General features: G+C 66.3%; 23 protein-coding genes. 9 read left to right on the top strand and 14 right to left on the bottom strand.

The annotated features are described in order from the left end of the window. Positions 1–6 precede the first annotated feature (6 nt). The 4 genes from ACFWVD_RS02675 to ACFWVD_RS02690 are packed head-to-tail and all read right to left on the bottom strand — an operon-like array spanning position 7 to position 1,178. On the bottom strand, positions 7–273 hold the full coding sequence (locus tag ACFWVD_RS02675) for a hypothetical protein (RefSeq protein WP_379240175.1): 267 nt from the start codon (positions 271–273) through the stop codon (positions 7–9). Between the two features lie 35 nt (positions 274–308). Further along, complete coding sequence (locus tag ACFWVD_RS02680) at positions 309–569, bottom strand: hypothetical protein (protein ID WP_379240176.1); 261 nt, start codon at positions 567–569, stop codon at positions 309–311. A 30-nt stretch (positions 570–599) separates the two neighbouring features. Then, complete coding sequence (locus ACFWVD_RS02685) at positions 600–866, bottom strand: hypothetical protein (protein ID WP_379240177.1); 267 nt, start codon at positions 864–866, stop codon at positions 600–602. 45 nt (positions 867–911) lie between these two features. After that, positions 912–1,178 (bottom strand): hypothetical protein, encoded by a 267-nt coding sequence (locus tag ACFWVD_RS02690; RefSeq protein WP_379240178.1) that lies wholly within the window; start codon positions 1,176–1,178, stop codon positions 912–914. A 176-nt stretch (positions 1,179–1,354) separates the two neighbouring features. Here ACFWVD_RS02690 and ACFWVD_RS02695 point away from each other — a divergent pair, with 176 nt between their 5' ends. From ACFWVD_RS02695 to hpf, 6 genes are all read left to right on the top strand, one after another. Further along, positions 1,355–1,993 (top strand): dTMP kinase, encoded by a 639-nt coding sequence (locus ACFWVD_RS02695; protein WP_379240179.1) that lies wholly within the window; start codon positions 1,355–1,357, stop codon positions 1,991–1,993. A gap of 55 nt (positions 1,994–2,048) precedes the next feature. Further along, positions 2,049–2,726, top strand: coding sequence for an MtrAB system response regulator MtrA (gene mtrA, locus ACFWVD_RS02700; protein WP_379240180.1), 678 nt, complete (start codon positions 2,049–2,051; stop codon positions 2,724–2,726). 70 nt (positions 2,727–2,796) lie between these two features. Next, on the top strand, positions 2,797–4,563 hold the full coding sequence (gene mtrB / locus ACFWVD_RS02705) for an MtrAB system histidine kinase MtrB (protein WP_379240952.1): 1,767 nt from the start codon (positions 2,797–2,799) through the stop codon (positions 4,561–4,563). Next, positions 4,560–6,371, top strand: a complete 1,812-nt coding sequence (gene lpqB / locus ACFWVD_RS02710; RefSeq protein ID WP_379240181.1) for an MtrAB system accessory lipoprotein LpqB — start codon at positions 4,560–4,562, stop codon at positions 6,369–6,371. The genes mtrB and lpqB overlap by 4 nt, the downstream gene beginning before the upstream one ends. Positions 6,372–6,404: 33 nt before the next feature. Further along, a complete protein-coding gene (locus tag ACFWVD_RS02715) occupies positions 6,405–7,049 on the top strand; it encodes a ComF family protein (protein ID WP_379240182.1) in 645 nt (214 codons plus the stop codon). Positions 7,050–7,232: 183 nt separating this feature from the next. Then, positions 7,233–7,934: a ribosome hibernation-promoting factor, HPF/YfiA family gene (gene hpf / locus ACFWVD_RS02720; RefSeq protein ID WP_379240183.1), complete on the top strand. Its 702-nt coding sequence runs from the start codon at positions 7,233–7,235 to the stop codon at positions 7,932–7,934. Between the two features lie 59 nt (positions 7,935–7,993). Here hpf and bluB read toward each other — a convergent pair whose 3' ends face one another. The 6 genes from bluB to ACFWVD_RS02750 all read right to left on the bottom strand — a co-directional run bounded on the left by bluB (position 7,994) and on the right by ACFWVD_RS02750 (position 14,911). After that, complete coding sequence (gene bluB, locus ACFWVD_RS02725; RefSeq protein ID WP_379240954.1) at positions 7,994–8,614, bottom strand: 5,6-dimethylbenzimidazole synthase; 621 nt, start codon at positions 8,612–8,614, stop codon at positions 7,994–7,996. A gap of 40 nt (positions 8,615–8,654) precedes the next feature. Next, complete coding sequence (locus tag ACFWVD_RS02730) at positions 8,655–9,899, bottom strand: fatty acid desaturase family protein (protein ID WP_379240184.1); 1,245 nt, start codon at positions 9,897–9,899, stop codon at positions 8,655–8,657. Between the two features lie 98 nt (positions 9,900–9,997). Further along, positions 9,998–11,386, bottom strand: a complete 1,389-nt coding sequence (locus ACFWVD_RS02735) for a fatty acid desaturase family protein (protein WP_379240185.1) — start codon at positions 11,384–11,386, stop codon at positions 9,998–10,000. A 298-nt stretch (positions 11,387–11,684) separates the two neighbouring features. Then, positions 11,685–12,815, bottom strand: a complete 1,131-nt coding sequence (locus ACFWVD_RS02740) for a ferredoxin reductase (RefSeq protein ID WP_379240186.1) — start codon at positions 12,813–12,815, stop codon at positions 11,685–11,687. Between the two features lie 121 nt (positions 12,816–12,936). After that, the gene (locus ACFWVD_RS02745; protein ID WP_379240955.1) at positions 12,937–13,488 is read right to left on the bottom strand and encodes a DUF6912 family protein; all 552 of its coding nucleotides are present in this window, start codon (positions 13,486–13,488) and stop codon (positions 12,937–12,939) included. Positions 13,489–13,498: 10 nt separating this feature from the next. Next, positions 13,499–14,911 carry a wax ester/triacylglycerol synthase family O-acyltransferase gene (locus tag ACFWVD_RS02750; protein ID WP_379240187.1) on the bottom strand — a complete coding sequence of 471 codons (1,413 nt, stop codon included), beginning with the start codon at positions 14,909–14,911 and terminating at the stop codon, positions 13,499–13,501. Positions 14,912–15,138: 227 nt separating this feature from the next. On the opposite strand from ACFWVD_RS02750, the gene secA reads away from it, so the two are divergent. Then, positions 15,139–17,931: a preprotein translocase subunit SecA gene (secA, locus tag ACFWVD_RS02755; RefSeq protein ID WP_379240188.1), complete on the top strand. Its 2,793-nt coding sequence runs from the start codon at positions 15,139–15,141 to the stop codon at positions 17,929–17,931. A gap of 73 nt (positions 17,932–18,004) precedes the next feature. Here the strand turns inward: secA and ACFWVD_RS02760 are convergent, their stop codons facing one another. Continuing rightward, positions 18,005–18,604 (bottom strand): Uma2 family endonuclease, encoded by a 600-nt coding sequence (locus ACFWVD_RS02760; RefSeq protein WP_379240189.1) that lies wholly within the window; start codon positions 18,602–18,604, stop codon positions 18,005–18,007. A 34-nt stretch (positions 18,605–18,638) separates the two neighbouring features. Further along, entirely contained in the window at positions 18,639–19,916 is a 1,278-nt protein-coding gene (locus tag ACFWVD_RS02765; RefSeq protein WP_379240190.1) for an ATP-binding protein, read from the bottom strand. A 221-nt stretch (positions 19,917–20,137) separates the two neighbouring features. Between ACFWVD_RS02765 and ACFWVD_RS02770 the strand changes: the two genes are divergently transcribed. Beyond that, complete coding sequence (locus ACFWVD_RS02770; protein ID WP_379240191.1) at positions 20,138–20,404, top strand: hypothetical protein; 267 nt, start codon at positions 20,138–20,140, stop codon at positions 20,402–20,404. Next, the gene (locus ACFWVD_RS02775; RefSeq protein WP_379240192.1) at positions 20,401–20,820 is read left to right on the top strand and encodes a type II toxin-antitoxin system VapC family toxin; all 420 of its coding nucleotides are present in this window, start codon (positions 20,401–20,403) and stop codon (positions 20,818–20,820) included. Before ACFWVD_RS02770 ends, ACFWVD_RS02775 begins: the two co-directional genes overlap by 4 nt. Positions 20,821–20,853: 33 nt before the next feature. Here ACFWVD_RS02775 and ACFWVD_RS02780 read toward each other — a convergent pair whose 3' ends face one another. Next, complete coding sequence (locus ACFWVD_RS02780; RefSeq protein ID WP_379240193.1) at positions 20,854–21,177, bottom strand: hypothetical protein; 324 nt, start codon at positions 21,175–21,177, stop codon at positions 20,854–20,856. Continuing rightward, positions 21,174–21,452 (bottom strand): hypothetical protein, encoded by a 279-nt coding sequence (locus ACFWVD_RS02785; RefSeq protein ID WP_379240194.1) that lies wholly within the window; start codon positions 21,450–21,452, stop codon positions 21,174–21,176. Before ACFWVD_RS02785 ends, ACFWVD_RS02780 begins: the two co-directional genes overlap by 4 nt. Positions 21,453–21,509 lie beyond the last annotated feature (57 nt).

The raw sequence follows: 21,509 nt of genomic DNA on the forward strand, positions 1-21,509 counted from the left end.
TTCGCGTCAGTGGGGCAGGAGCGAGCTGCCCAAACTCAAGCAGTCCACGTTGGGGTGCAGACACATGAACGGCAAGATGATCGGGATGAGTAGCGCGCCCGAGGCGGAGCTCAGGTAGATCATCGCCTCGTCAGAGCCGGAGTTCCCTAAGGCTACGACGCGCGCACCGGACTCGACCGAGCTTTCCGCGCCGGCGGCCGGTGCGGCGATGCCGGTCAGTGCGCCCGCCACGGCGACGGCCACGGCAGCAGTGGTGAATCTACGAACGAACATGGTGCTCCTTGGGGGAATATCGGGTATCGGCACGGCTACAGGCTGCCGGGGAACCAGGGTGTCTCGTTCGGCCAAGTGCTCCAGCAGACCGCACCGCAAGCGATCGAGTTGAAGACATGGAACACGGCGTCGATGGCCGAGCTGCCGGTCTTCGGGTAGGGGCCGCTGGGAATCAGGATCGGTGTTGCCGAAGGGGTGGGCGTCGGGGCCGCCGCCGCAGGTCCGAGACCGGCGGAGACGATCGCGGTGAGCGCGACGGCCACCGTCGCGGCGCGCAGGGTGGCGGTGACAGACATGGTGCTCCTCGGTGATTCAGCGGCGAACGGTCAGATGAAGATCAGGCAGATCGGCAGCGGGACAACGGCTTCCAGGAGCAGGCAGGCCGCGATCTCGGCGGAGCCGCGGACCGCGGCCGATCCGGTGGCGGCGGAACCGCTGGCGGAACCGGAGAGCAGGCTCGGTCGGTGGTCGTGGTGGTGGCCGTGGCGGATCGGTTCCGCCTCGGGCGCGGCCGCAGCGACGCCGGTGCCGGTGAGCGCGAGTGCCAGGGTCGCGGTGGCGACCGCGGCGCGAAGGGTGGTGCGAGAACGCATGGTGACTCCAGGGGGCTCGGGGGAGGGGCGGGGATCAGGTTCGAGCTACGCGCCCGGATCGGGGATCGAGTTGTTGCAGTTGCGCCCGGTCAGCGCCATCAGTGGGCAGAACACAGCAGCCGACATGCCGGTCGAGCCGGTCACCACCTGTTCCGCACCGGCACTGCCGCCCATGACCGCCTGGCCCGTGCCCGAGTTGAGTACCCCGGCAAGCACGTCAGTGGACCCGTCTGCTGCGGTGGCGGGGCCGCTGGTCAGCGCGGCTATGGCGGCGAAGGCGGCTAACGTGGTGGTCAGTGCGCGTGTGTTCATGTCGGTGCCGTTCGATCGCGGTGGCAGTGAGATGTGCTCACCCTGTCGTCGCGTCGGTGACCGCGCCAGACCAGAAAAGTCGGGGCTTCTGAAATTGGTTTGCTTCACATGGTGGTGTGCTAGTCGAAAGCGCTCGGCGCGTGAAGGTGTCGGTGCGGGCGCGGTAATCTCACCGCATGGGCGTACTGATTGCGGTCGAGGGGCTCGACGGGGCGGGTAAGCGGACGCTGATCGAGGGGCTGATCGCGGACCTGGCCGGAAAAGGGTTGCGGGCGGACAGTTTGGCTTTTCCGCAGTACGGGCATTCGATCCACGCCGATCTCGCCGCCGAGGCCTTGCGCGGGGGCAACGGGGATCTGGCCGGGTCGATCAACGGCATGGCCATCATGTTCGCGCTGGACCGGGCCGCGGCCAGTGTGGAGTTGGCGGACCTGTTGGGCGGCAACGACATCGTGATCCTGGACCGCTGGGTGGCCTCCAACGCCGCCTACTCCGCCGCGCGCGCCCACCAGGACGCCGACGGCGAAATCGTCTCGTGGGTGGGCGATCTGGAGTTCGGCCGACTCGAATTGCCCACGCCCGACCTCACCGTACTGCTCGACGTGTCCACCGAGGTGGCCGCCGAACGTGCCCGTCGCCGTGGCGAACTCGACGACACGCGCGCACTGGACGCCTACGAACGGGACGGCGGTCTGCAGCAACGCACCGGCGAGGTCTATCGTGAACTAGCCGACCGCGACTGGTTCGGCCGGTGGTGGACGTACCGATCCGACGACGACAGGCCAGCGCTGCTCGACCTCTGCACGACGGGTTGACACCATTAATGGCGTGGCGGCCCGATCCTGGCCTGGGAGATGACAACATAGGACTATGAAGCCCAAGATTCTGGTCGTCGACGACGATATGGCACTCGCTGAGATGCTGACCATCGTCTTGCGCGGGGAAGGGTTCGACCCGCACGTGGTCGGCGACGGCACACAGGCCCTGTCGGCGGTGCGGGAAATCCGCCCCGACCTGGTTCTGCTGGACCTGATGCTGCCCGGCATGAACGGCATCGACGTATGCCGTGTCCTGCGGGCCGATTCCGGCGTTCCGATCGTCATGCTCACCGCCAAGACCGATACGGTCGATGTGGTTCTCGGCCTGGAGTCCGGTGCCGACGACTACATCGTCAAACCTTTCAAGCCCAAGGAGCTGGTCGCCCGCGTGCGAGCGCGTCTGCGCCGCACCGAGGACGAGCCCGCCGAGCTGCTGTCGATCGCGGACATCGTCATCGATGTGCCCGCGCACAAGGTGACTCGCGGTCCCGCCCAGATCTCGCTCACCCCGCTGGAATTCGACCTGCTGGTGGCTCTGGCGCGCAAACCGCGTCAGGTGTTCACCCGTGAGGTCCTGCTCGAGCAGGTGTGGGGTTACCGGCACGCCGCCGACACCCGTCTGGTGAACGTGCACGTGCAGCGTCTGCGCGCCAAGGTCGAGAAGGATCCGGAGAACCCGGAGATCGTGTTGACCGTGCGCGGCGTCGGTTACAAGGCCGGACCGCCGTGATCGGTCGCTGTGGGGCGCCGCTGTGACCACTGGTCCAGTGGCGCAGCTGCGGCAGTGGGCAACCCCGATCATGGCTTGGTTCTCGGCCGTCGGGACGGCACTGGGCCATCTGTGGCGCCGTTCGCTGCAGCTGCGAGTCATCGTGTCGACATTGACCCTGTCGCTCATCGTCATCACGATCCTGGGGGTCGTGCTCACCGGTCAGATCACCGACCGGCTCCTGGAAGCCAAGATCAACGCGGCTGTCGAGGAGATGGATCGTGCCCGCAACACGATCGAGGATCGGCTGTCGGGTATCCAGTCCGGCAACGCCACCCAGGACAAACAGCTCACCGACGCGCGCGCCGAGCTGTCCAACCGCGGCGGCACCGGCCAGTCCAGTGGTGCCGCGGGTAGTTTCGACTCGGCGCTGGCCATGGTCGGCGGAACGCCGCCGCGCGAGATCACCGTGGGCCCGGTGTCGGAGGTGCCGCAGGAGTTGCGCCGGTTCGTGCAGCGCGACCAGGTCTCCTACCAGTTCACCACCGTCGCCGACCCCGATGGTTATCGCGGGCGCGCGCTGGTGATCGGCAGTCCCAGCGCCGAGGTCCCCACGCTGGAGATCTACCTGATCTTCCCGCTGGCAAGCGAAGAATCGAGCCTGTCGCTGATGCGCGGCACGATGCTCATCGGTGGTGTGGTGCTGCTGGTGTTGCTGGCGGCGATCACCGCGCTGGTCACCAGGCAGGTGGTGCTGCCGATCCGGTCCGCGGCGCGGATCGCGGGTCGCTTCGCCGACGGTCGACTCAAAGAACGCATGCTCGTGCGCGGCGAGGACGACATGGCCCGGCTGGCGCAGGCGTTCAACGAGATGGCCGAGAGCCTGTCGAACCAGATCACCCAGCTCGAGGAATTCGGCAATCTGCAGCGCCGCTTCACCTCCGATGTCAGCCACGAACTGCGCACCCCGCTGACCACGGTGCGCATGGCCGCGGACCTGATCCACGGTTCCAGCGACGAGCTCGAACCGGCGCTTGCCCGCAGCTCGGAGCTACTGGTCAACGAACTGGACCGGTTCGAAGGACTGCTCAACGACCTGCTCGAGATCTCCCGACACGACGCGGGTGTGGCCGAACTGCAGGTGGAATCGCTGGATGTGCGCATGTGCGCGCGTGCGGCGATCTCCACGGTGCGCCACCTTGCCCGCGACGCCGAGATCGAGGTGGTGATCGACCTGCCGGAGGAGCCGGTGATCGCCGAGGTCGACCCGCGTCGCGTGGAACGGGTGCTGCGCAACCTGCTGGCCAACGCGATCGACCACTCCGAGGGCAAGCCGGTGCTGATCCGGATGCGCGGTGACGCTGAGGCCAATGCCGTGGCCACGGTGGTGCGCGACCAGGGCGTCGGCTTGCGACCCGGCGAGGAAAAGCTGGTGTTCAACCGATTCTGGCGTTCGGACCCCTCGCGCGTGCGTCGCTCGGGCGGCACGGGTCTTGGCTTGTCGATCAGTGTCGAGGACGCGAATCTGCACGAGGGCAGGCTGGAGGCCTGGGGCGATCCCGGTGTGGGCGCGAGCTTCCGGTTGCTGCTGCCGATGGTGCGCGGGCGCAAACTCGGCCAGAGCCCGCTGGCGCTGGAACCGATGCTGCGCAAGGTCCCCGCACTGCCCGAAGCCGAACCGGCCGAGCCGACTATCGTCGAAACCGAAGCGGCCGTGGCGCAATCCCCGATCGCCCTTCCGGCACCGCAGCCCGCGGACGCGTCGGCGGGGGATTCGGCCGACGAACCACCCGCGACCAGCGGCGATGCCGATCTCGACCAGCCGATGTCCACCGAGACCGAAGACGGGAAGTCATGACGAGTGCGCGTGGTGATCGTCGATACGGCGCCGCACTCGTCGCGGCGATGCTGGCCGGGTTGATGGTGATCACCGGGTGCGCCAGCCTGCCGGAATCGTCGGCTCCGCAGGCGCTGGGCACGATCAACCGCGCGCCCACATCGGAGGGCCCGACCCCGCCGATCTCCGGCCGCGACCCCGACCTGCTGCTGGGCGATTTCCTCACCGCCAGCGCCGATCCCACCAACCGGCACGCCGCGGCCCGCCAATACATGACCCCCGAAACCGCGGGCGAGTGGAACGACGAGGCCAGCACCACCATCGTCGAGGACCGCCCCGACACCCTGCGCGAGTCGCGGTCGGGCGACAAGGCCAGCTACGTGTTGCGTGCCCGTAAGGCCGGTGAGCTCGCCCGCGACGGCGGCTACCGCGCCACCGAGGGCACCATCGAGAACAAGATCGAGATGAGCAAGATCGACGGCGAATGGCGGATCACCGACCTGCCGCCGGGGGTGGTGATGGACAACGACGCGTTCATCAAGTCCTACCACCGCTACGTGCTGTATTACATCGACCCGGGCAACAACCTGCTCGTGCCGGATCCGCGGTGGATCTCGGTACCGCGCGCCCAGGTCACCGAGCGGTTGATCGCGATGCTGGCGCAGGGCCCGCAGTCCTCGATCGTGTCGGTGGCGCGCAATCAGCTCGCGCCGCCGGCCTCGCTGCGCGGTCCGATCACCAAGGCCGACAACGAACCCGGCGATGTCGGCGTCGGGTTGGGCGGGGTGCGCATCGACTTCGCCGGCATCGGCACGATGGGCCCGCGCGAACGCGAACTGCTCGCCGCGCAGGTGGTGCTGACCCTGTCCGGTGCGGACATCCTCGGCCCGTATGTGCTGCTGGCCGACGGCAAACCGATCGACGACCGGTACGCGGCCAACGGCTGGTCGGTGGCCGATGTCGACCAGTACAGCGCCTCGGCGCCGGGCCAGAACCGGATCGGTCTGCACGCGCTGCGCAACGGCACCCTGGTGCAGGTCACCCCGGACGGGATCGTCACGCCCAGTGGTTCTTTCGGTGAGGCGACCAACCTGCAGTCCGTGGGCATCTCCGCGGACGGCCAGTTCGTCGCCGCGGTCGCCGACTCCGGCAAACCGGCCCCCGAACCCGCCCGCACCCTGCTGCTGGGCAACTACGGCGCCAAGGCGTTCGCGGTGGCCGAGGGCTCGACCATCGCCAGGCCGTCCTGGACCAGCGACGGCGGCGCGGCATGGACGGTGATCGACGGTGACCGGGTCATCCGCGCGGTCACCGACCGCGCCACCGGCAATGTCTCCACCGACGACGTCGACATCTCGGGACTGCTCGAGGGCACCGGCGCGCCGCGGTTACCGATCAGCGAGGTGGTGATCTCGCGGACCGGCGTGCGCGCGGCCCTGATCGCCGACGGCAAGGTCTACGTCGCGGTGGTCGATCGGCGCCCCGACGGCAAGTACGCGCTCACCTCCCCACTGCCGCTGGCACTGGGCCTGAGCACCCGCGTGGTCTCGCTGAGCTGGGTCACCGGCGACACGATCATGGCCGCCAGGGAAGGCAACGTGGACCCGGTGTTCACCGTGTCGGTCGACGGCTCCCAGTTCAGCTCCGTGACCTCCCAGAACCTGACCCCGCCGGTCCGGGTCGTCACCGCGGCCCCGGCCACGCAGTACGTGGCCGATTCCCGGGCCGTACTGCAGCTACAGACCGCCGATCCCACCCGCAACGACCGTTTCTGGCGCGAAGTACCCGGACTAACGGGAGATCAGGTCGTGCCAGTCCTGCCGAGCTGAGTGTGTCAGTGCCCTGGGCCATACTCGGTCGCTATGAAGGCGCTGCTGGATTTGGTCCTGCCCGACCGGTGTGGTGGTTGCGGGGCGGCGGGGGAGCAATGGTGTGCGGGGTGCGCGGCGGAACTCGGGCGCGGGCCTGTGCGGGTCCGGCCGCGCGCTGACCCGGGCATTCCGTGCTGGGCGCTCGGTCCGTACGAGGGGGCCGCGCGGCGGGCGGTGTTGGCGGCCAAGGAGCACGGTAGGCGCGATCTGGCCGACCCGCTCGGCCTTGCCTTGGCCCACGCGCTGGTTCGATTACGCGCCCCCGATCGACCGCTGGTGCTCGTGCCTGCGCCGACCAGATCCGTGGCCGCCCGCCGTCGCGGCGGTGACCCGGTGGCGCGATCGGCGGTGTCCGCGGCCCGATGGCTGATCGATTGCCGAACCGCGTCGCTGCTGCGGATGGGCAGTGGCGTGCGGGATTCGGTGGGCTTGACACCGGCGCAGCGCGCACACAATCTTCGCGGCAAGATCATCGCGTCCACCGATCCGGCGCAATGGGCCCGCGTGGACGCGAAAGCGCAGGTCATCCTGGTCGACGACGTGCTCACCACCGGCGCCACCGCCTGCGAATCGACACGTGTTCTTAGTCGAATCGGCATAGTTCCGCGCGCGGTTTTGGTGACCTGTGCGGCTTGACTGAGGAAAGTTCGCGTGAACAGTGGCGGACTTGCCCGTGGCGGACTAGCGTCGCGAACACACACCTGACGACACGTTTGGAGGTGGTGCCACGGAGACAGGTGCCGGGCGATTCCCGATCGGCACAGCTCAATCCCGCCGCGAGACGTTCTCAGTTTGTGCGGCCATATCCGGGAGGTACGCGTGACGACTTCTTCACGGGCATCAGTGCAAGACGCTGAACCCACCGCACTGTATGACGGTGCCACCGAGACGATCGAATTCCAGACCCCCAACGCCGAAGTGGTGGTCTCCGGTCGCAATGTCGAAATTCCTGACCACTATCGAATCTACGTCGCGGAGAAGCTGTCTCGGTTGGAGCGCTTCGACCCTTCGATCTTCCTGTTCGATGTGGAACTGTTCCATGAACGCAACCGTCGTCAACGCAAGGCCTGTCAGCGCGTGGAGATCACCGCGCGCGGCCGTGGACCGATCGTGCGCGCCGAGGCGTGCGCCGACAGTTTCTATGCCGCGCTGGAATCGGCCACCCAGAAGATCGAGAGCAGACTGCGCCGCACCAAGGACAAGCGCCGCGTAGTCCACTACGGCGACAAGACGCCGGTCTCGGTCGCGCAGGCCACTGCGACACTGGTCGACGAGTCGCTGTTCTCCCCACCCGACGGTTCCGTAGCCCACGATCACGACGAGGCCGCCGACGACACCGGTCCCGGCCATATCGTGCGCACCAAGGTGCACACCGCGACCCCGATGTCGGTCGACGACGCCCTCTACCAGATGGAATTGGTCGGCCACGACTTCTTCCTGTTCCACGACAAAGAGACCGACCGCCCGTCGGTGGTCTATCGCAGACACGCTTTCGACTACGGCCTGATCAAGCTGGCCTAGTCCGGTGACAGATCCGGGTATCCGCACCGCGCGGATGCCCGGATTTCGCCCGGTTCTGTTCAGCCGCCGAAGGTTTCGTGATGCACAGCCTCGGCCAACGCCCGCCCCGTCCGCCACCCGAACCGTTCCAGATCGGGCACCTGCTGGAACTCGTGCACCGGCCCCACGCACAGCCACGCCACCGGCTTGATCCCCGCGGGCAGGTCGACGAGTTCGCGCAGGAATTCCGGGTCGTAGAACGACACCCAGCCCACCCCCACCTGCTCCGCGGTCGCCGCGAGCCACAGATTCTGGATCGCCAACACCGTCGAGTACACCCCGGTCTCGGGCACACTCGCGCGCCCGAGCACCTGCGGTCCGCCCCGCGAATCATCGTGGGTGACAACAACTCCCGTGCCGCTCTCGATGATCCCGTCGATCTTGATCGGCGAGAAGGTCGCCGCCCGCTCGGCAGGCAGCGACGCGCCGAACTCGACCCGCTTGTCGGCTACATGATCGGCGAAGCGTTGCAGCGTCGCAGCATTGCGCACCACGACGAAATCCCACGGCTGCGAATTCCCGACACTGGGCGCACGATGCGCGGCGTCGAGAATGCGCAGCAGGGTGTCGTCGTCGACGAGCTCGCCGGTGAACTCGGCGCGCACATCACGACGCAATCGGATCGCGTCGTAGACGCTCATCTGGTCGGCACTCACGCGCCGACCCTACCGTCGCGCCCGGTCAGGCGGCGGAGCGACGGGCCAGCTTGCGCCCGGCGGCGAGCGCGGTGCGCAACCCCTGGCGACGCCCGGTCACCGGGTCGATCGACGGCGCGGTGTTGCCGGCGAACAGCCGCTCGGACTTGGTCTCGGGCGCGTCGTCGGTGGTGTGCCGCAGGTACTTGTTGGGCAGCGACAGCTTGAGGATGGTGCGCCACGACTTGAAGTACTGCACCGGCAGCGATCCGGTGGTGTACGGCAGGTCGTACTTCTCGGCCAGCTCGCGCACCCGCACCGCGATGGCGGCGTAGCGGTTGCTGGGCAGGTCGGGGAACAGGTGGTGTTCGATCTGGTGGCTGAGGTTGCCGCTCATGAAGTGCAGCAGTCGCCCGCCGCTGATGTTGGCGCTGCCCAGCATCTGGCGCAGGTACCACTCGCCCTTGGTCTCACCCTCGATGTCGGCCTTGGTGAACTTCTCGGCGCCGTCGGGGAAGTGACCGCAGAAGATGATCGCGTTGGTCCACACATTGCGCACCACGTTGGCGGCCATATTGGCGGTCAGTGTGGACAGGAAGGCCGGGCCGGTGAGCAGCGGGAAGACCACGTAGTCCTTGGCGGCCTGCTTGCCGATCTTCTTCAGCACCAGGGTGCGGTCGGCTTCGAACTGCTTCCACTCGGGGGAGTCCTTGTCCCACTTCTTCTTCGCGACCTTGCCCAGCTCGAGATGCTGGATCGCCACGCCGTATTCGAACAGCGCCTGCAACACGAAGTTGTAGATCGGGTTGCCCAGGTAGAACGGCATCCAGCGCTGGTCGCGCGTCACGCGCAGCAGGCCGTAGCCGATGTCGTCGTCCATGCCGAGCACGTTGGTGTACTTGTGGTGCAGGAAGTTGTGGGTGATCTTCCAGTGCGCCGACGGGCCCGCGTTGTCCCATTCCCACGAGGTGGAGTGGATTTCCGGATCGTTCATCCAGTCCCACTGCCCGTGCATGACGTTGTGCCCGATCTCCATGTTCTCGATGATCTTGGCGGAGCCCAGCAGTGCGACACCGGCCAGCCAGGCCGGGGGCAGGAAGCTGGCGAACAGCACCGTGCGGCCGCTGATCTCCAGCGCCCGCTGTAACCGGATGACGTTGCGGATATAGCGCGCGTCGGCGGCTCCGCGGGAGGATTCGATTTCCCGACGGATCGCGTCGAACTCCGCACCGAGAGCTTCTACGTCCGCAGCGGTGAGGTGCGCGTATTCCTTGACATCCGAGATCGCCATGGCGGCTACAGTACCGTAAGTTACGAGAGCGTAGGTTGGTGAATTTCGGTCCGAATTGTGTGAAACATCCTATTGAAAAACCGAGATGAAGATGTTATTCAGGCAGTGCGGCCGATACGGCGAGCAGCCTTGTCGCGCTCGTCCCGCGCCCGCTCACCCAGTGCCCGCTTGGCCTGCCGCAGCGCCAGCTTCTCCTGCCGCGCCCGTGCCTTGAGGGCGGTCTTCGCCTCGCGCAGCACCTCTTTCTCATGCCGCGCCTTGGCCTCGAGCGACACCTTCGCGTCGTGCAGCGCCGAGCGCAGACCGAACCGCAGACCCGTCTCCGGATCCACCCGCAGCGCGTCGGGCAGAGTGATCCCGGCGAACTTGCGCTCCGACGAAGTCTCGGGCGCGTCGTCGGCGGTGCGCTTGAGGAACCGGTCCGGCAGCGCCAGCTTGTGGATGGTGCGGAACGCCAGCAGGTACTGCTTGCCCAGCGAACCGGTGGTGTAGGGCAGGTCGTACTTGTCGCACAGCTCGCGCACCCGCACCGCGACCTCGGAATACCGGTTGCTGGGCAGGTCGGGGAACAGGTGGTGCTCGATCTGGTAGCACAGGTTGCCGCTCATGAACGCCATGACCGGGCCCGCCTTGAAGTTGGCGCTGCCCAGCATCTGACGCAGGTACCAGCCGCCCTGGGTCTCCCCGTCGAGGTGTTCGATGGTGAACTTCTCCGCGCCGTCGGGGAAGTGCCCGCAGAAGATCACCGCGTACGACCACAGGTTGCGCACCAGGTTCGCGGTCGCGTTGGCCTTCATCGTGGACTTCCACGCCGGACCGGTCAGCGCCGGATACAGCACGAAATCCTTGACGACCTGACGGCCGGCCTTGCGGTAGAACTCGATATCGGGCGCGGAGGTGTGGTCACTGTCGGGAATCCCGGCCAGCTCCTTCTCGATGCCCAGATCGTGCAGCGCGATACCCCACTCGAAGGTCGCGGCCAGCAGCAGATTCGCCGCGGGCTGCACCAGATGCAGTGGGCGCCAAGGCTCGTCGCGGGTCATCCGCAGAATGCCGAAGCCCAGATCCTCGTCCTTGCCCAGGACGTTGGTGTAGGTGTGGTGCGAATAGTTGTGCGCGCGCCGCCACTGCGACGACGTGCCCGTCATGTCCCACTCCCAGCTGGTGGAGTGGATCTCCGGGTCGTTCATCCAGTCCCACTGGCCGTGGCTCACATTGTGGCCCAGCTCCATGTTCTCGATGATCTTGGCCACCGACAGCATCGCCGTGCCACCCAGCCAGGCCCACCGGTTACGGCTGCCGAACAACACCGCGCGCCCAGCGACCTCGAGGGCACGCTGGGCGGCGATGGTGCGACGGATGTACTTGGCATCGCGCTCACCACGGGAGGTCTCCACCTCACGGCGGATCGAATCGAGTTCTTTCCCCAGGGTCTCGATGTCGGCCGCCGTCAAATGGGCGAAGGCCTGGATATCGGTGATAGCCACCCGGGGGTCCTCCTGTGCTTATTTTGCGGCTGGCGCCGCTGGTTTTCGGCCTGGGAACCTTGATCTTCCCTCCCGCCGGGCACTCCTTCGTCGCACCCTCTGGTCAGTCCAGATCAAGGCGGCCGAAAACCGGCGCTGCGCGCATCGGTTTGTCGCCTCGAACTGTGTTGTCCTGTGAGTGGTCCTAAGTTGTGGTCGCGAGGTCTGATCGAAGTCAAAGGCCTGGGCGATTGCCGTCGGTCACGGGTTGTGGCCGACGCTTACTTCGAGGGTACCCGGTAACCGGTTTGACAATCGGTTAGATGTCCAGCGTGCAGTCGCCCGCGGCGGCGGAAATGCAGGTTTGCACCTTGTCGCCGGGCTGGCGTTCGTCGCCGTTGCGCAGGTCGCGGGCGTGTCCGGCGGAGATGGTGACCACGCAGGTCTGGCAGATGCCCATGCGGCAGCCGAAGGGCAGCTGCACGCCCACCGATTCGCCGGCTTCCAGCAGGCTGGTGGCGCCGTCCACGGTGACGGTGCGGCCGGTGGTTCCGAAGGTGACGGTGCCGCCCTCGCCGACCGCGGAGCGTTCGACTTCGAAGCGTTCGATGTGCAGCTTGTCGGCGACTCCGGCCGTCTTCCAATGGCTTTCGATCGCGTCGAGCATCGGCGCGGGTCCGCAGGCCCAGGTCTCGCGCTCGCGCCAGTCGGGGTAGAGCTCGTCGAGGCTGGCCAGGGAGAACAGGCCGTGGTCGTCGGTGAGCTGCAGGTGCGACACGAAGCTGGGGTGCTTGTCGTGCAAGGCGCGCAGCTCGGCGCCGAACATCACGTCGGCGTCGGTGGGCGCGGAATGCACGTGCACCACATCGTGCACACCGTCGCGCCGGTCCATCGTGCGCAGCATCGACATCACGGGGGTGATGCCGCTGCCCGCGGTGAGGAACAGCACCTTTGACGGCGGCGGTTCGGGCAGCACGAACCCGCCCTGCGGCGCGGCCAGGCGCACGATGGTGCCCTCGGCCACTCCGTTGACAAGGTGGCTTGACAGCTTGCCTTCGGGCATCGCCTTGACCGCGATGGAGATCAGGCGCTTGCCGCCCTCGCCGGTCCAGTCCGGCGGGCAGGTCAGCGAGTACGAACGCCAGTTCCAGCGGCCGTCGATCAGGATGCCGATGCCGATGTACTGCCCCGGCTGGTACTTGAAGTCGAAGCCCCAGCCCGGCTTGATCACCAGGGTCGCCGAGTCGGCGGTCTCCTTCTTGACCTCCACGATGCGCCCGCGCAGTTCGCGCGCGGACCACAGCGGGTTGGCCAGGTGCAGGTAGTCGTCGGGGAGCAGGGGAGTGGTCACCCGGGCCACCGCACCACGCAAAACGTTCAGCTTGCCGCCACGATCGCCGACCTGCGCCGCCGGAGCTTCGAGCCATTCCCGGAACTTGTTGAGCACCATGCTGTGCGTTTTCTCCTGTGCCTAGTTGCGGCTGGTGCCGCCAGCACCCCAGGTTACGGCATCGTAGGTTTTGCGCCAGTTGTGAACATTGGGCAAGCGATGGACCCCGTAACCGGAAAAACTACAGAAGTTCCAGCAAGAACGGCACTTCCTGGGGCGCGTACCAGGCCAACTGGTGGTCTTCGGCGTCGCCGAGCACGAACTCCGCGTCGGGATCGCCCAGATCGGCGGCGTCGATGACGTCCACCGCCTTGGCCACCTGCGGTTCGGCGTCGGCCAGGTCCACGTGCACCGCCGCGACCTGCGCGAACGTGACCGGCCCCGACAGCTTCACCACCGCGTCGTCGAGGTCGGGCCGCAGTTTCGCCCCCGGCACGTCCGCGGCGATCACCGCGCGCCGATACACCGGCGAACCCGGGTTGGCCGCCTCACCTTCCGCGGTGGCATCGTCGTCCATCTCGTCGTCGCCGTCGCGTTCGGCCGCGATCAACCGCATGGAGGCCCGCGCGGCCTCCTGCATCGCCACTTCGGCCAGCTCCTCGTCGTCGCCGGCCGCATACGCCTCGCGCAGGGCGGGGGTCACCGCGAACGCGGTCGCGCCCAGCGGCAGCAGCTGCTGTTCGTCGACCAGTTGCCGCAGGATCGGGATGGTGGCGGGGATGTAGACGCGCATCGTGTCGTTCTCAGAGACAGGCACCGAGCAACTCCTCCATCGATTCGTGCACCGATGCCGCGAGGACATCGATATCGGCCATGGCGTCGCGGTCGGCGTTGAGTCCGTAGAAGACCTGACCGTCGTATGAGGTGAGTCCGAAACTCAAGGTCTGATTGCGCAGCAGCGGCGACACCGGGTACATCTCCAGCATGCGCGCTCCGCCGATGTACATCGCGGTCTGTGGCCCCGGCGCGTTGGTGATCACCAGGTTGAAACTGTTGTCGGCGAAGGTGCTGGCCGCGCGCACACTCATCGCGTGCAGGCTGGCGGGCGCGAACCCGGCCAGGTGCACCAGCGTGCGGGCGCGCACGCCGCGTCGGGTTCGGCCGGCTTCCTCGGTGGCGTGCGAGATGTGCGACAGCCGCATGGTCGGGTTCGGTTCGCCCACGGGCAGGTCGATGAGAAACGACGAGACCTCGCTGGCAGGGGTGAGCTGGTTGTCGCCGTCGACATAGACCGACATCGGTACCACCGCGCGCAGGTTGGTCGACTCGGTCAGCGCCTCGTTGCGCGACAGCAGCCAGTTGCGCAACGCCCCGGTGACCACCGCGAGCACGGTGTCGTTGATCGAGCAGTCGAAATGCCTGCGGATCTTGCGGTAGTCCTCGAGGTCGGTGCGCACCACGTCGAACCGGCGGCTGCGCGAGGTGCGGGCGTTGAGCGGGCTGTCGGGCGCGGCACCGGTGGTGGCCGCGCGCACCGCGTTGGCGGCGGCGGCCATGGCCATCCTGGTCCCGCGCACCACGCCGAACGCGTTGGAGCCCGCGTCGCGCACCACGCTGTAGGCCTCGCGCGGTTGGGCGGCCAGTTGAGACAGTGCCCCGGCCAGCAGTTCCACATCGGTGGGTTCGCGCGGCGCCCGCCAGGCGTCGTCGGCCAGTTCGCGCGGCAGCGGGCTGTTGTCCAGGATCACGTGCCCGATTTCCAGGGCGGTGTCACCGTCGACCAGCGCGGAATGAGATTTGGTGAACACCGCGGCGCGCCCGTCCGACAATCCTTCGATCAGATACATCTCCCACAGCGGCCGCCCCTGGTCCAGCGGCCGTGACGCCAGGCGCGCGACCAGGTCGTAGAGCTGTTCGTCGCTGCCGGGACCGGGCAGCGCGGAGCGACGGATGTGATAGCTGATGTCGAAGCGACTGTCTTCGACCCACACCGGGCGACCCATCGCCAGGGGGATCTCGCGCACCTTGCGGCGGTAGCGCGGCACCATCGGCAGCCGGGATTCGACCAGGTCGACGAGGCCTTCGTAGTCCAGCACCTGACCTGTGATGTCAGGGGAAGTGTTGTTCAGGATCGCGAGAGAGCCGATGTGGATCGGGTTGCTACTCGACTCGAGCCGATAGAACGACGCGTCCTGCGGCGTCAATCTCGTGATCACGCGCTCCGAAGCTCCTTCCGGTGCCGTATGGCGCTGCTCGGGCACGCGTCACATCCTACGTCACAGCACGTGAATCGCGGTGCCGGGCAACGTGGCTGGTCGAATGCGTTGACCTGGGGTGATGAGAGCGGCGGTACGTCGGGCACGGGTGCACGCCGCCGGGTACGGTGGTCGGCGGACTACCATCGCCGTTAAACACACTTCCGACCAGAGGACTGACGAGACCCGTGCCTGCGCTGAGCCCACTGACGAGGTTGCTACGGATTGGTGAAGGTCGCATGGTCAAGCGGCTCTCGAACCTCGCCGACGAGGTCATCGCGTACGGCGACGAGATCGAAGCCCTGACCGACGCGGAGCTGCGCGCCAAGACCGACGAGTTCCGCGAGCGCTACGCCGCCGGGGAAACCCTGGACGACCTGCTGCTCGAGGCCTTCGCCGTGGCGCGTGAGGCGTCGTGGCGAGTGCTGAACCAGAAGCACTACAAGGTCCAGATCATGGGTGGCGCCTCGCTGCACCTGGGCAACATCTCGGAGATGAAGACCGGTGAGGGCAAGACCCTGACCTGTGTGCTGCCCGCGTACCTCAACGCCATCTCCGGCGACGGCGTGCACGTGGTCACGGTCAACGACTACCTCGCCAAGCGCGACTCCGAGTGGATGGGCCGCGTGCACCGTTTCCTCGGTTTCGAGGTCGGCGTGATCCTCGGTGGCATGACCCCGGCCGAGCGCCGCGTGGCCTACAACGCCGACATCACCTACGGCACGAACAACGAGTTCGGCTTCGATTACCTGCGCGACAACATGACCCACTCCCTGGACGATCTGGTCCAGCGCGGTCACAACTTCGCCGTGGTCGACGAGGTCGACTCCATCCTCATCGACGAGGCCCGCACCCCGCTGATCATCTCGGGCCCCGCGGACGCCTCCTCGAAGTGGTACGCCGAGTTCGCGCGCATCGCGCCGCTGCTGAAGAAGGATGTCCACTACGAAGTCGACATCAAGAAGCGCACCATCGGCGTGCACGAAGCCGGTGTGGAGTTCGTCGAGGATCAGCTGGGCATCGACAACCTGTACGAGGCCGCGAACTCGCCCCTGGTGAGCTACCTGAACAACGCCATCAAGGCCAAGGAGCTCTACCAGCGCGACAAGGATTACATCGTCCGCGACGGTGAGGTCATCATCGTCGACGAGTTCACCGGTCGCATCCTGGTCGGTCGCCGCTACAACGAGGGCATGCACCAGGCGATCGAGGCCAAGGAGAAGGTCGAGATCCAGCCGGAGAACCAGACCCTGGCCACGATCACCCTGCAGAACTACTTCCGCCTCTACAACAAGCTGTCCGGTATGACCGGTACCGCCGAGACCGAGGCCGCCGAGCTGCACTCGATCTACAACCTCGGCGTGGTCCCGATCCCGACCAACCGCCCGATGGTCCGCAAGGACCAGGCCGACCTGATCTACAAGTCCGAAGAGGCCAAGTTCGCCGCGGTCGTCGACGACGTGACCGAGCGCCACGAGAAGGGCCAGCCGGTCCTGATCGGTACCACCAGCGTCGAGCGCTCGGAGTACCTGTCCAAGCAGTTCACCAAACGCGGTGTGGCACACAGTGTTCTGAACGCGAAGTTCCACGAGCAGGAAGCCCAGATCATCGCCGAGGCCGGTCGCCCCGGCGCGGTCACGGTCGCGACCAACATGGCCGGTCGTGGTACCGACATCGTTCTGGGCGGCAACGCCGACATCCTCGCCGACCTGGTGCTGCGCAAGCAGGGCCTGGACCCGGTGAACACCCCCGACGAGTACGAGGCTGCCTGGCACTCGACGCTCGCGCAGGTCAAGAAGCAGACCGAGGACGACGCCGAAACCGTGCGCGAGGCCGGCGGTCTGTACGTGCTGGGCACCGAGCGCCACGAATCGCGTCGTATCGACAACCAGCTGCGCGGCCGCTCCGGCCGTCAGGGCGACCCGGGCGAGTCCCGTTTCTACCTGTCGCTGGGCGACGAACTGATGCGCCGCTTCAACGGTGCCGCGCTCGAGTCGATCATGACCCGCCTGAACCTGCCCGACGATGTCCCGATCGAGGCCAAGATGGTCTCCAAGGCCATCAAGAGCGCGCAGACGCAGGTCGAGCAGCAGAACTTCGAGATCCGCAAGAACGTGCTCAAGTACGACGAGGTCATGAACCAGCAGCGCACCGTGATCTACGGCGAGCGCAACCAGATCCTGCGTGGCGAGGACATGGAGGGTCAGGTTCAGAACATGATCACCGACGTGACCACCGCCTACGTCGACGGCGCCACCGCCGAAGGCTACGTAGAGGACTGGGACCTGGACAAGCTCTGGACCGCCCTCAAAACCCTCTACCCGGTGACCCTGGACCACAAGGAACTCACCGGCGAAACTGCCACCGGCGACGCGGGCGAACTCACCCGTGACGAACTGCGCGAAACCCTGCTCGAAGACGCCCACAACGCCTACGAGAAGCGCGAACAGGAAATCGACGGCCTCGCAGGCGCAGGCGCGATGCGCAACCTGGAACGCCAGGTCCTGCTCTCGGTCCTGGACCGCAAGTGGCGCGAACACCTCTACGAGATGGACTACCTCAAAGAGGGCATCGGCCTACGCGCCATGGCCCAGCGCGACCCCCTGGTCGAATACCAGCGCGAAGGTTTCGACATGTTCGCGGCCATGCTGGAAGGGCTCAAGGAAGAGTCCGTTGGCTTCCTCTTCAACCTCCAGGTAGAAGTCCAGCAGCCCCAGCCCGAAGGCGTCTCCGTCGACAAGGGCCTCCGTTCCCCCGTCGGCGCCCCGGTCCAAGACGCCCCCGTCCAGGCCCCACCGGCCTTGCGCGCCAAGGGAATCACCGACCAGGCCCCCCGAGCGATGAACTACTCGGGCCCCGCCGAGGATGGCCACGCCGAATCCCATTCCGACGCACAGGAATACGGCGGCCAGCAGTCGGGCACGCGCCGTGAGCGTCGCGAGGCGGCTCGCACCGATTCAAAGGGCAAGCGCCGCCGCTGAATTCGGCCAGCTGAACAACGAGGGCTCCCACGGTTGATTCCGTGGGAGCCCTCGCGTTCGTGCCGAACCGTCGTTACGGACTGTCCAGCGCGTCCAAGGTGATCGCCAACGTGACCGGGGTGTCGAGCACGAGCGCGGTGCGATGCACCTGGTGCGGCATGTACCGCATCCCCGACCGATCCAGCCGGTACTCCTCGATCCGGTCGATCCGACTCCAACTCTTGTCGAAGTGGACGATCAGGTAGACCGGAATTCCGGCTCGCGCATAGAGTTGGCGTTTGATGCCGGTGTCGGCATCGACGGTCGACAGCGAGGCGATTTCGGCGACCAAGGAGATGTGCTCGCGCACGGTGTTGACGTCGTAGGGTTCGCAATCACGCACGAAGATATCCGGGTAGCGCACATTGAGCCGCTGGTCGGCGGGAACGTCCTCGGTATCAGCGAATCGAACCGCCACGTCGGAGGCCACTCGCAGGCAAGGCCCCGCCGCGTTGCGCGCGTTCTCGATCGCCGCAGCCAAACGGCGCACCACCCGACTGTGAGCCTCGCTCTGAGCTATCGCCCGAACCACGAGTCCATCGACGACATCGAAGTCACCAAAAGTGGCGCTGAACGAATCGGGCTCGGCCTCGAGAAACTGTTCCGCAGTGATGCGGTGAGGGACATCGGGCACGGTCAGCTCCTCGTCCTCGACGGCCCCGATGAGCCTACTGTTGCACGATGTCGGAACGCAGCGGTGCGTGACCCCACAGCGCGGACAACGGAAGGGACAGGATTCGGTCGCCGTACGAGAAGCCTTTGGTGCCCAAGTGGAGGACGATTCCGGCGGTGAAGCGGTCGCCGAGTTTGTCGCGCAGCCAGGTGAGATGGCGGGTGTCGTCGGAGTGGGGGGAGGAGGACGCTTTGACCTCGATCGCGTAGATGCGGCCGTCGGGGGTTTCGAGGATGAAGTCGATTTCTCGGCCGTCGCGGTCGCGGTAGTGCATGATCTCGAAGGCGTCGCAGGTCAGGCTTTTGAGTTTCAGCAGTTCGGCGAAGACGAAGGTTTCCGTCAGCGCGCCGAGGCTGCGATGTCCGGGGCGGCGGAGTGTGTCGATGTCGGTATTGGTCAGGTTGGCTGCGACGCCCGAATCGGTGAGAAAGACCTTGGGAGCCTTTGTCAGTCGGGTGACGAGGTTCGTCGACCAAGCGGGGGCGCTCGCGGTCAGGAAGACCGTTTCGAGGTACTTCAGGTAGGTCCGGATCGTCTCGCCGGGGAGGGAAAGCCCGTTGCCCACGTCGGAGGCGACGAACGGGCTGCCCGCGCGGGCCGCGATCATTGCCGCGAGGCGCGGAAGGGCCTGGGCGTGCCGAATGTCGGCGAATTCGGTGATATCGCGTTCGATGATGGTGCGCAGGTAGCCGTTGAACCAGCGCCGCCGCGAGCTGTTGTTTCGCATACCGATCACTTCGGGGAAGCTGCCGGTGGTGATCAGTTCGAGGTAGTCGTCTCGCGTCCACGGTGACGTGTCGCCGACGAGTTCGGCGGGTCGGCCGAGCCCGGTCTGGAGGAAATCCTCACCACCACAGGTTCTTTCGGTCATAGATAGTGGCCAGAGATCGACGAAGGCCGCGCGTCCGGCTAGCGATTCCGACAGTGTGGGGACGGTCAGGAAGCGAGTCGAGCCGGCCAGGACGAACTGTCCGGGGGTTCGATTCTGGTCGACACTGCGCTTCACTGCCAGGATCAAACGCTCCCCGCCGCGCTGTACCTCGTCGATGATCAGCGGCCGTTCGCCGCTGTCGACGTAGGCGACCGGATCGCCCAAAGCGGCAGCGAGTTCTTCGGCGCCGTCCAGCGAGCGGTATGTACCGCCGTGTGCGGCCTGGAACATTTCGAGCAGCGTCGTTTTGCCCGCCTGCCGCGGCCCGTTGACCACGGTGACACGGAGGTCCTGGACCGCATCGGCGAGTTGTTCGGTCGCGGCTCTAGGCACAAGTTCCATCGCAGAATCCCCATCGGCTCGTTGCTGGCCTGATCAACGCTCTGACCAGCCTACATGTAATCTGCCGGGCTCCTATCTACAATCTGCCGGGGACTTATTTACGATCTGCCGGGCTTCTGTTCGGAATCTGCCGGGCCATTATCGGTGATCTGCCGGACCCTCATCGGAAGTTCGCCGCAGTGTGAACGACCTCGACTCCCTGTGCATGTACTATTGCATGCATGGTTGCCTTGCAGATTCGAGACGTACCCGAGCCCCTGCGTGACCAGTTGGTTGCCCTGGCCCGTCAGCGAGGTCAGTCCCTTCAGTCATTTCTGTTCGACCTGATTCGCGATGAAGCCCGCCGTCAGGACAACATCGCGGTGCTCAAACGGTTCAGCCCCGGAACGTGGGATGTTGCGTTCACCTCGCAGGACGTGGTGGTGGCGCTGGATGATGAACGCGCCGAGCGTGATTCGGTGCTCGGCGGATCGGAGATCGGCCAGTGATCGTGGTCGATGCTTCGGTGTTCGTCCATGCTCTGTTGAATCCCGACCCCCTCGGTGACAGCTGTCGCGCGGCCCTCGAAGCCGACAACCGCTGGATAGCGCCCCAGCACTGGACTGTCGAGGTCCTCTCGGTGATCCGCCGCTTCACCCGCGCGGGCACCATCAGCGCCGAGCAAGCGGCCCGAGCGGTCACTACGGTGGAAAAACTCGACCCGGAAGTCCCTGTCACCCGCGTTCTCGTCCCCAGGATCTGGGAACTGCACGACAACCTGACCGCCTACGACGCCGCCTACGTCGCCGCGGCCGAGGCCTACAGTTGCGACTTGCTCACCACTGATTCGCGGTTGGCGAACGCGTCGGGGATCAGCTGCACGGTACGTGTTCTGACGGCCACGGCGGGTACTTCGCCGCGATAGACAACTCCCCGGTGTGAACGGTGGGTCTGCTGTTCAACTCGCCCGATGGATCGGGTGGACGCGGGACAGGGCGCGTTTGGCTTCGGCCAGGGAGATCATTTGGTCTTCGTCGTCTATTTCGGCGACGGCTGCTTCGGCCCATTCGCGCAGCAGGGTGGATACGCCTACGCGGCGTTCGTCGGCGAGGGATTTCAGGCGGCTGTGCAGGCCTAAGGGGAGGCGGATCGACGTGGTCACCATGATGTCTTCGTTGGCAGGCAGGCGTGGTGGGGCGTCGGCCGGCTCGTTGGTGAAGGTCAGCCGGTCCATGAAGTCGGCGAGTTGTTCTTTGCTGGACGGGAGTCCTGGCTCGCTCATGATCGGTTCCCACTTTCCCACTGCTCGAATTGCGCCAGTTCCTCGGCGCGCATCGTGCGTGCGCCGATGATCACCCACGTCCAGTCCTGCTGTTGACGTGTCACCACGATCAACGGGCGCCCGGATGTGGTGCGCCCCCACACCGTCAATACGGTCACCTGGCCGTCGAAGGCCTGGCGTGGCCACCGTCGTGACGCTGCGAGGACCTGCCGAACCTCGCTGGGTTCGATGCCGATCAGGTGAGCGATCGCCCAATCAGGCCACTCGAAACCCATAAGTCCATAATACGCACGTAGTAACCGGCTGTGAAAGTAGTGAGCATCGAGCAGGCC

The organism is Nocardia sp. NPDC058666 (genome assembly GCF_042714895.1).
In the GTDB taxonomy this organism is placed as follows: domain Bacteria; phylum Actinomycetota; class Actinomycetes; order Mycobacteriales; family Mycobacteriaceae; genus Nocardia.

Bases quoted from the DNA above. Each gene is read 5' to 3' on its own strand.
- mtrB (WP_379240952.1), top strand. From the start codon at position 2,797: ATGGCTTGGTTCTCGGCCGTCGGGACGGCACTGGGCCATCTGTGGCGC.
- ACFWVD_RS02685 (WP_379240177.1), bottom strand. From the start codon at position 866: ATGCGTTCTCGCACCACCCTTCGCGCCGCGGTCGCCACCGCGACCCTG.
- ACFWVD_RS02770 (WP_379240191.1), top strand. From the start codon at position 20,138: ATGGTTGCCTTGCAGATTCGAGACGTACCCGAGCCCCTGCGTGACCAG.
- ACFWVD_RS02680 (WP_379240176.1), bottom strand. From the start codon at position 569: ATGTCTGTCACCGCCACCCTGCGCGCCGCGACGGTGGCCGTCGCGCTC.
- ACFWVD_RS02780 (WP_379240193.1), bottom strand. From the start codon at position 21,177: ATGAGCGAGCCAGGACTCCCGTCCAGCAAAGAACAACTCGCCGACTTC.
- ACFWVD_RS02785 (WP_379240194.1), bottom strand. From the start codon at position 21,452: ATGGGTTTCGAGTGGCCTGATTGGGCGATCGCTCACCTGATCGGCATC.
- ACFWVD_RS02745 (WP_379240955.1), bottom strand. From the start codon at position 13,488: ATGCGCGTCTACATCCCCGCCACCATCCCGATCCTGCGGCAACTGGTC.
- ACFWVD_RS02740 (WP_379240186.1), bottom strand. From the start codon at position 12,815: ATGGTGCTCAACAAGTTCCGGGAATGGCTCGAAGCTCCGGCGGCGCAG.
- ACFWVD_RS02715 (WP_379240182.1), top strand. From the start codon at position 6,405: ATGAAGGCGCTGCTGGATTTGGTCCTGCCCGACCGGTGTGGTGGTTGC.
- ACFWVD_RS02690 (WP_379240178.1), bottom strand. From the start codon at position 1,178: ATGAACACACGCGCACTGACCACCACGTTAGCCGCCTTCGCCGCCATA.
- ACFWVD_RS02695 (WP_379240179.1), top strand. From the start codon at position 1,355: ATGGGCGTACTGATTGCGGTCGAGGGGCTCGACGGGGCGGGTAAGCGG.
- ACFWVD_RS02675 (WP_379240175.1), bottom strand. From the start codon at position 273: ATGTTCGTTCGTAGATTCACCACTGCTGCCGTGGCCGTCGCCGTGGCG.
- lpqB (WP_379240181.1), top strand. From the start codon at position 4,560: ATGACGAGTGCGCGTGGTGATCGTCGATACGGCGCCGCACTCGTCGCG.
- ACFWVD_RS02765 (WP_379240190.1), bottom strand. From the start codon at position 19,916: ATGGAACTTGTGCCTAGAGCCGCGACCGAACAACTCGCCGATGCGGTC.
- bluB (WP_379240954.1), bottom strand. From the start codon at position 8,614: ATGAGCGTCTACGACGCGATCCGATTGCGTCGTGATGTGCGCGCCGAG.
- mtrA (WP_379240180.1), top strand. From the start codon at position 2,049: ATGAAGCCCAAGATTCTGGTCGTCGACGACGATATGGCACTCGCTGAG.
- ACFWVD_RS02730 (WP_379240184.1), bottom strand. From the start codon at position 9,899: ATGGCGATCTCGGATGTCAAGGAATACGCGCACCTCACCGCTGCGGAC.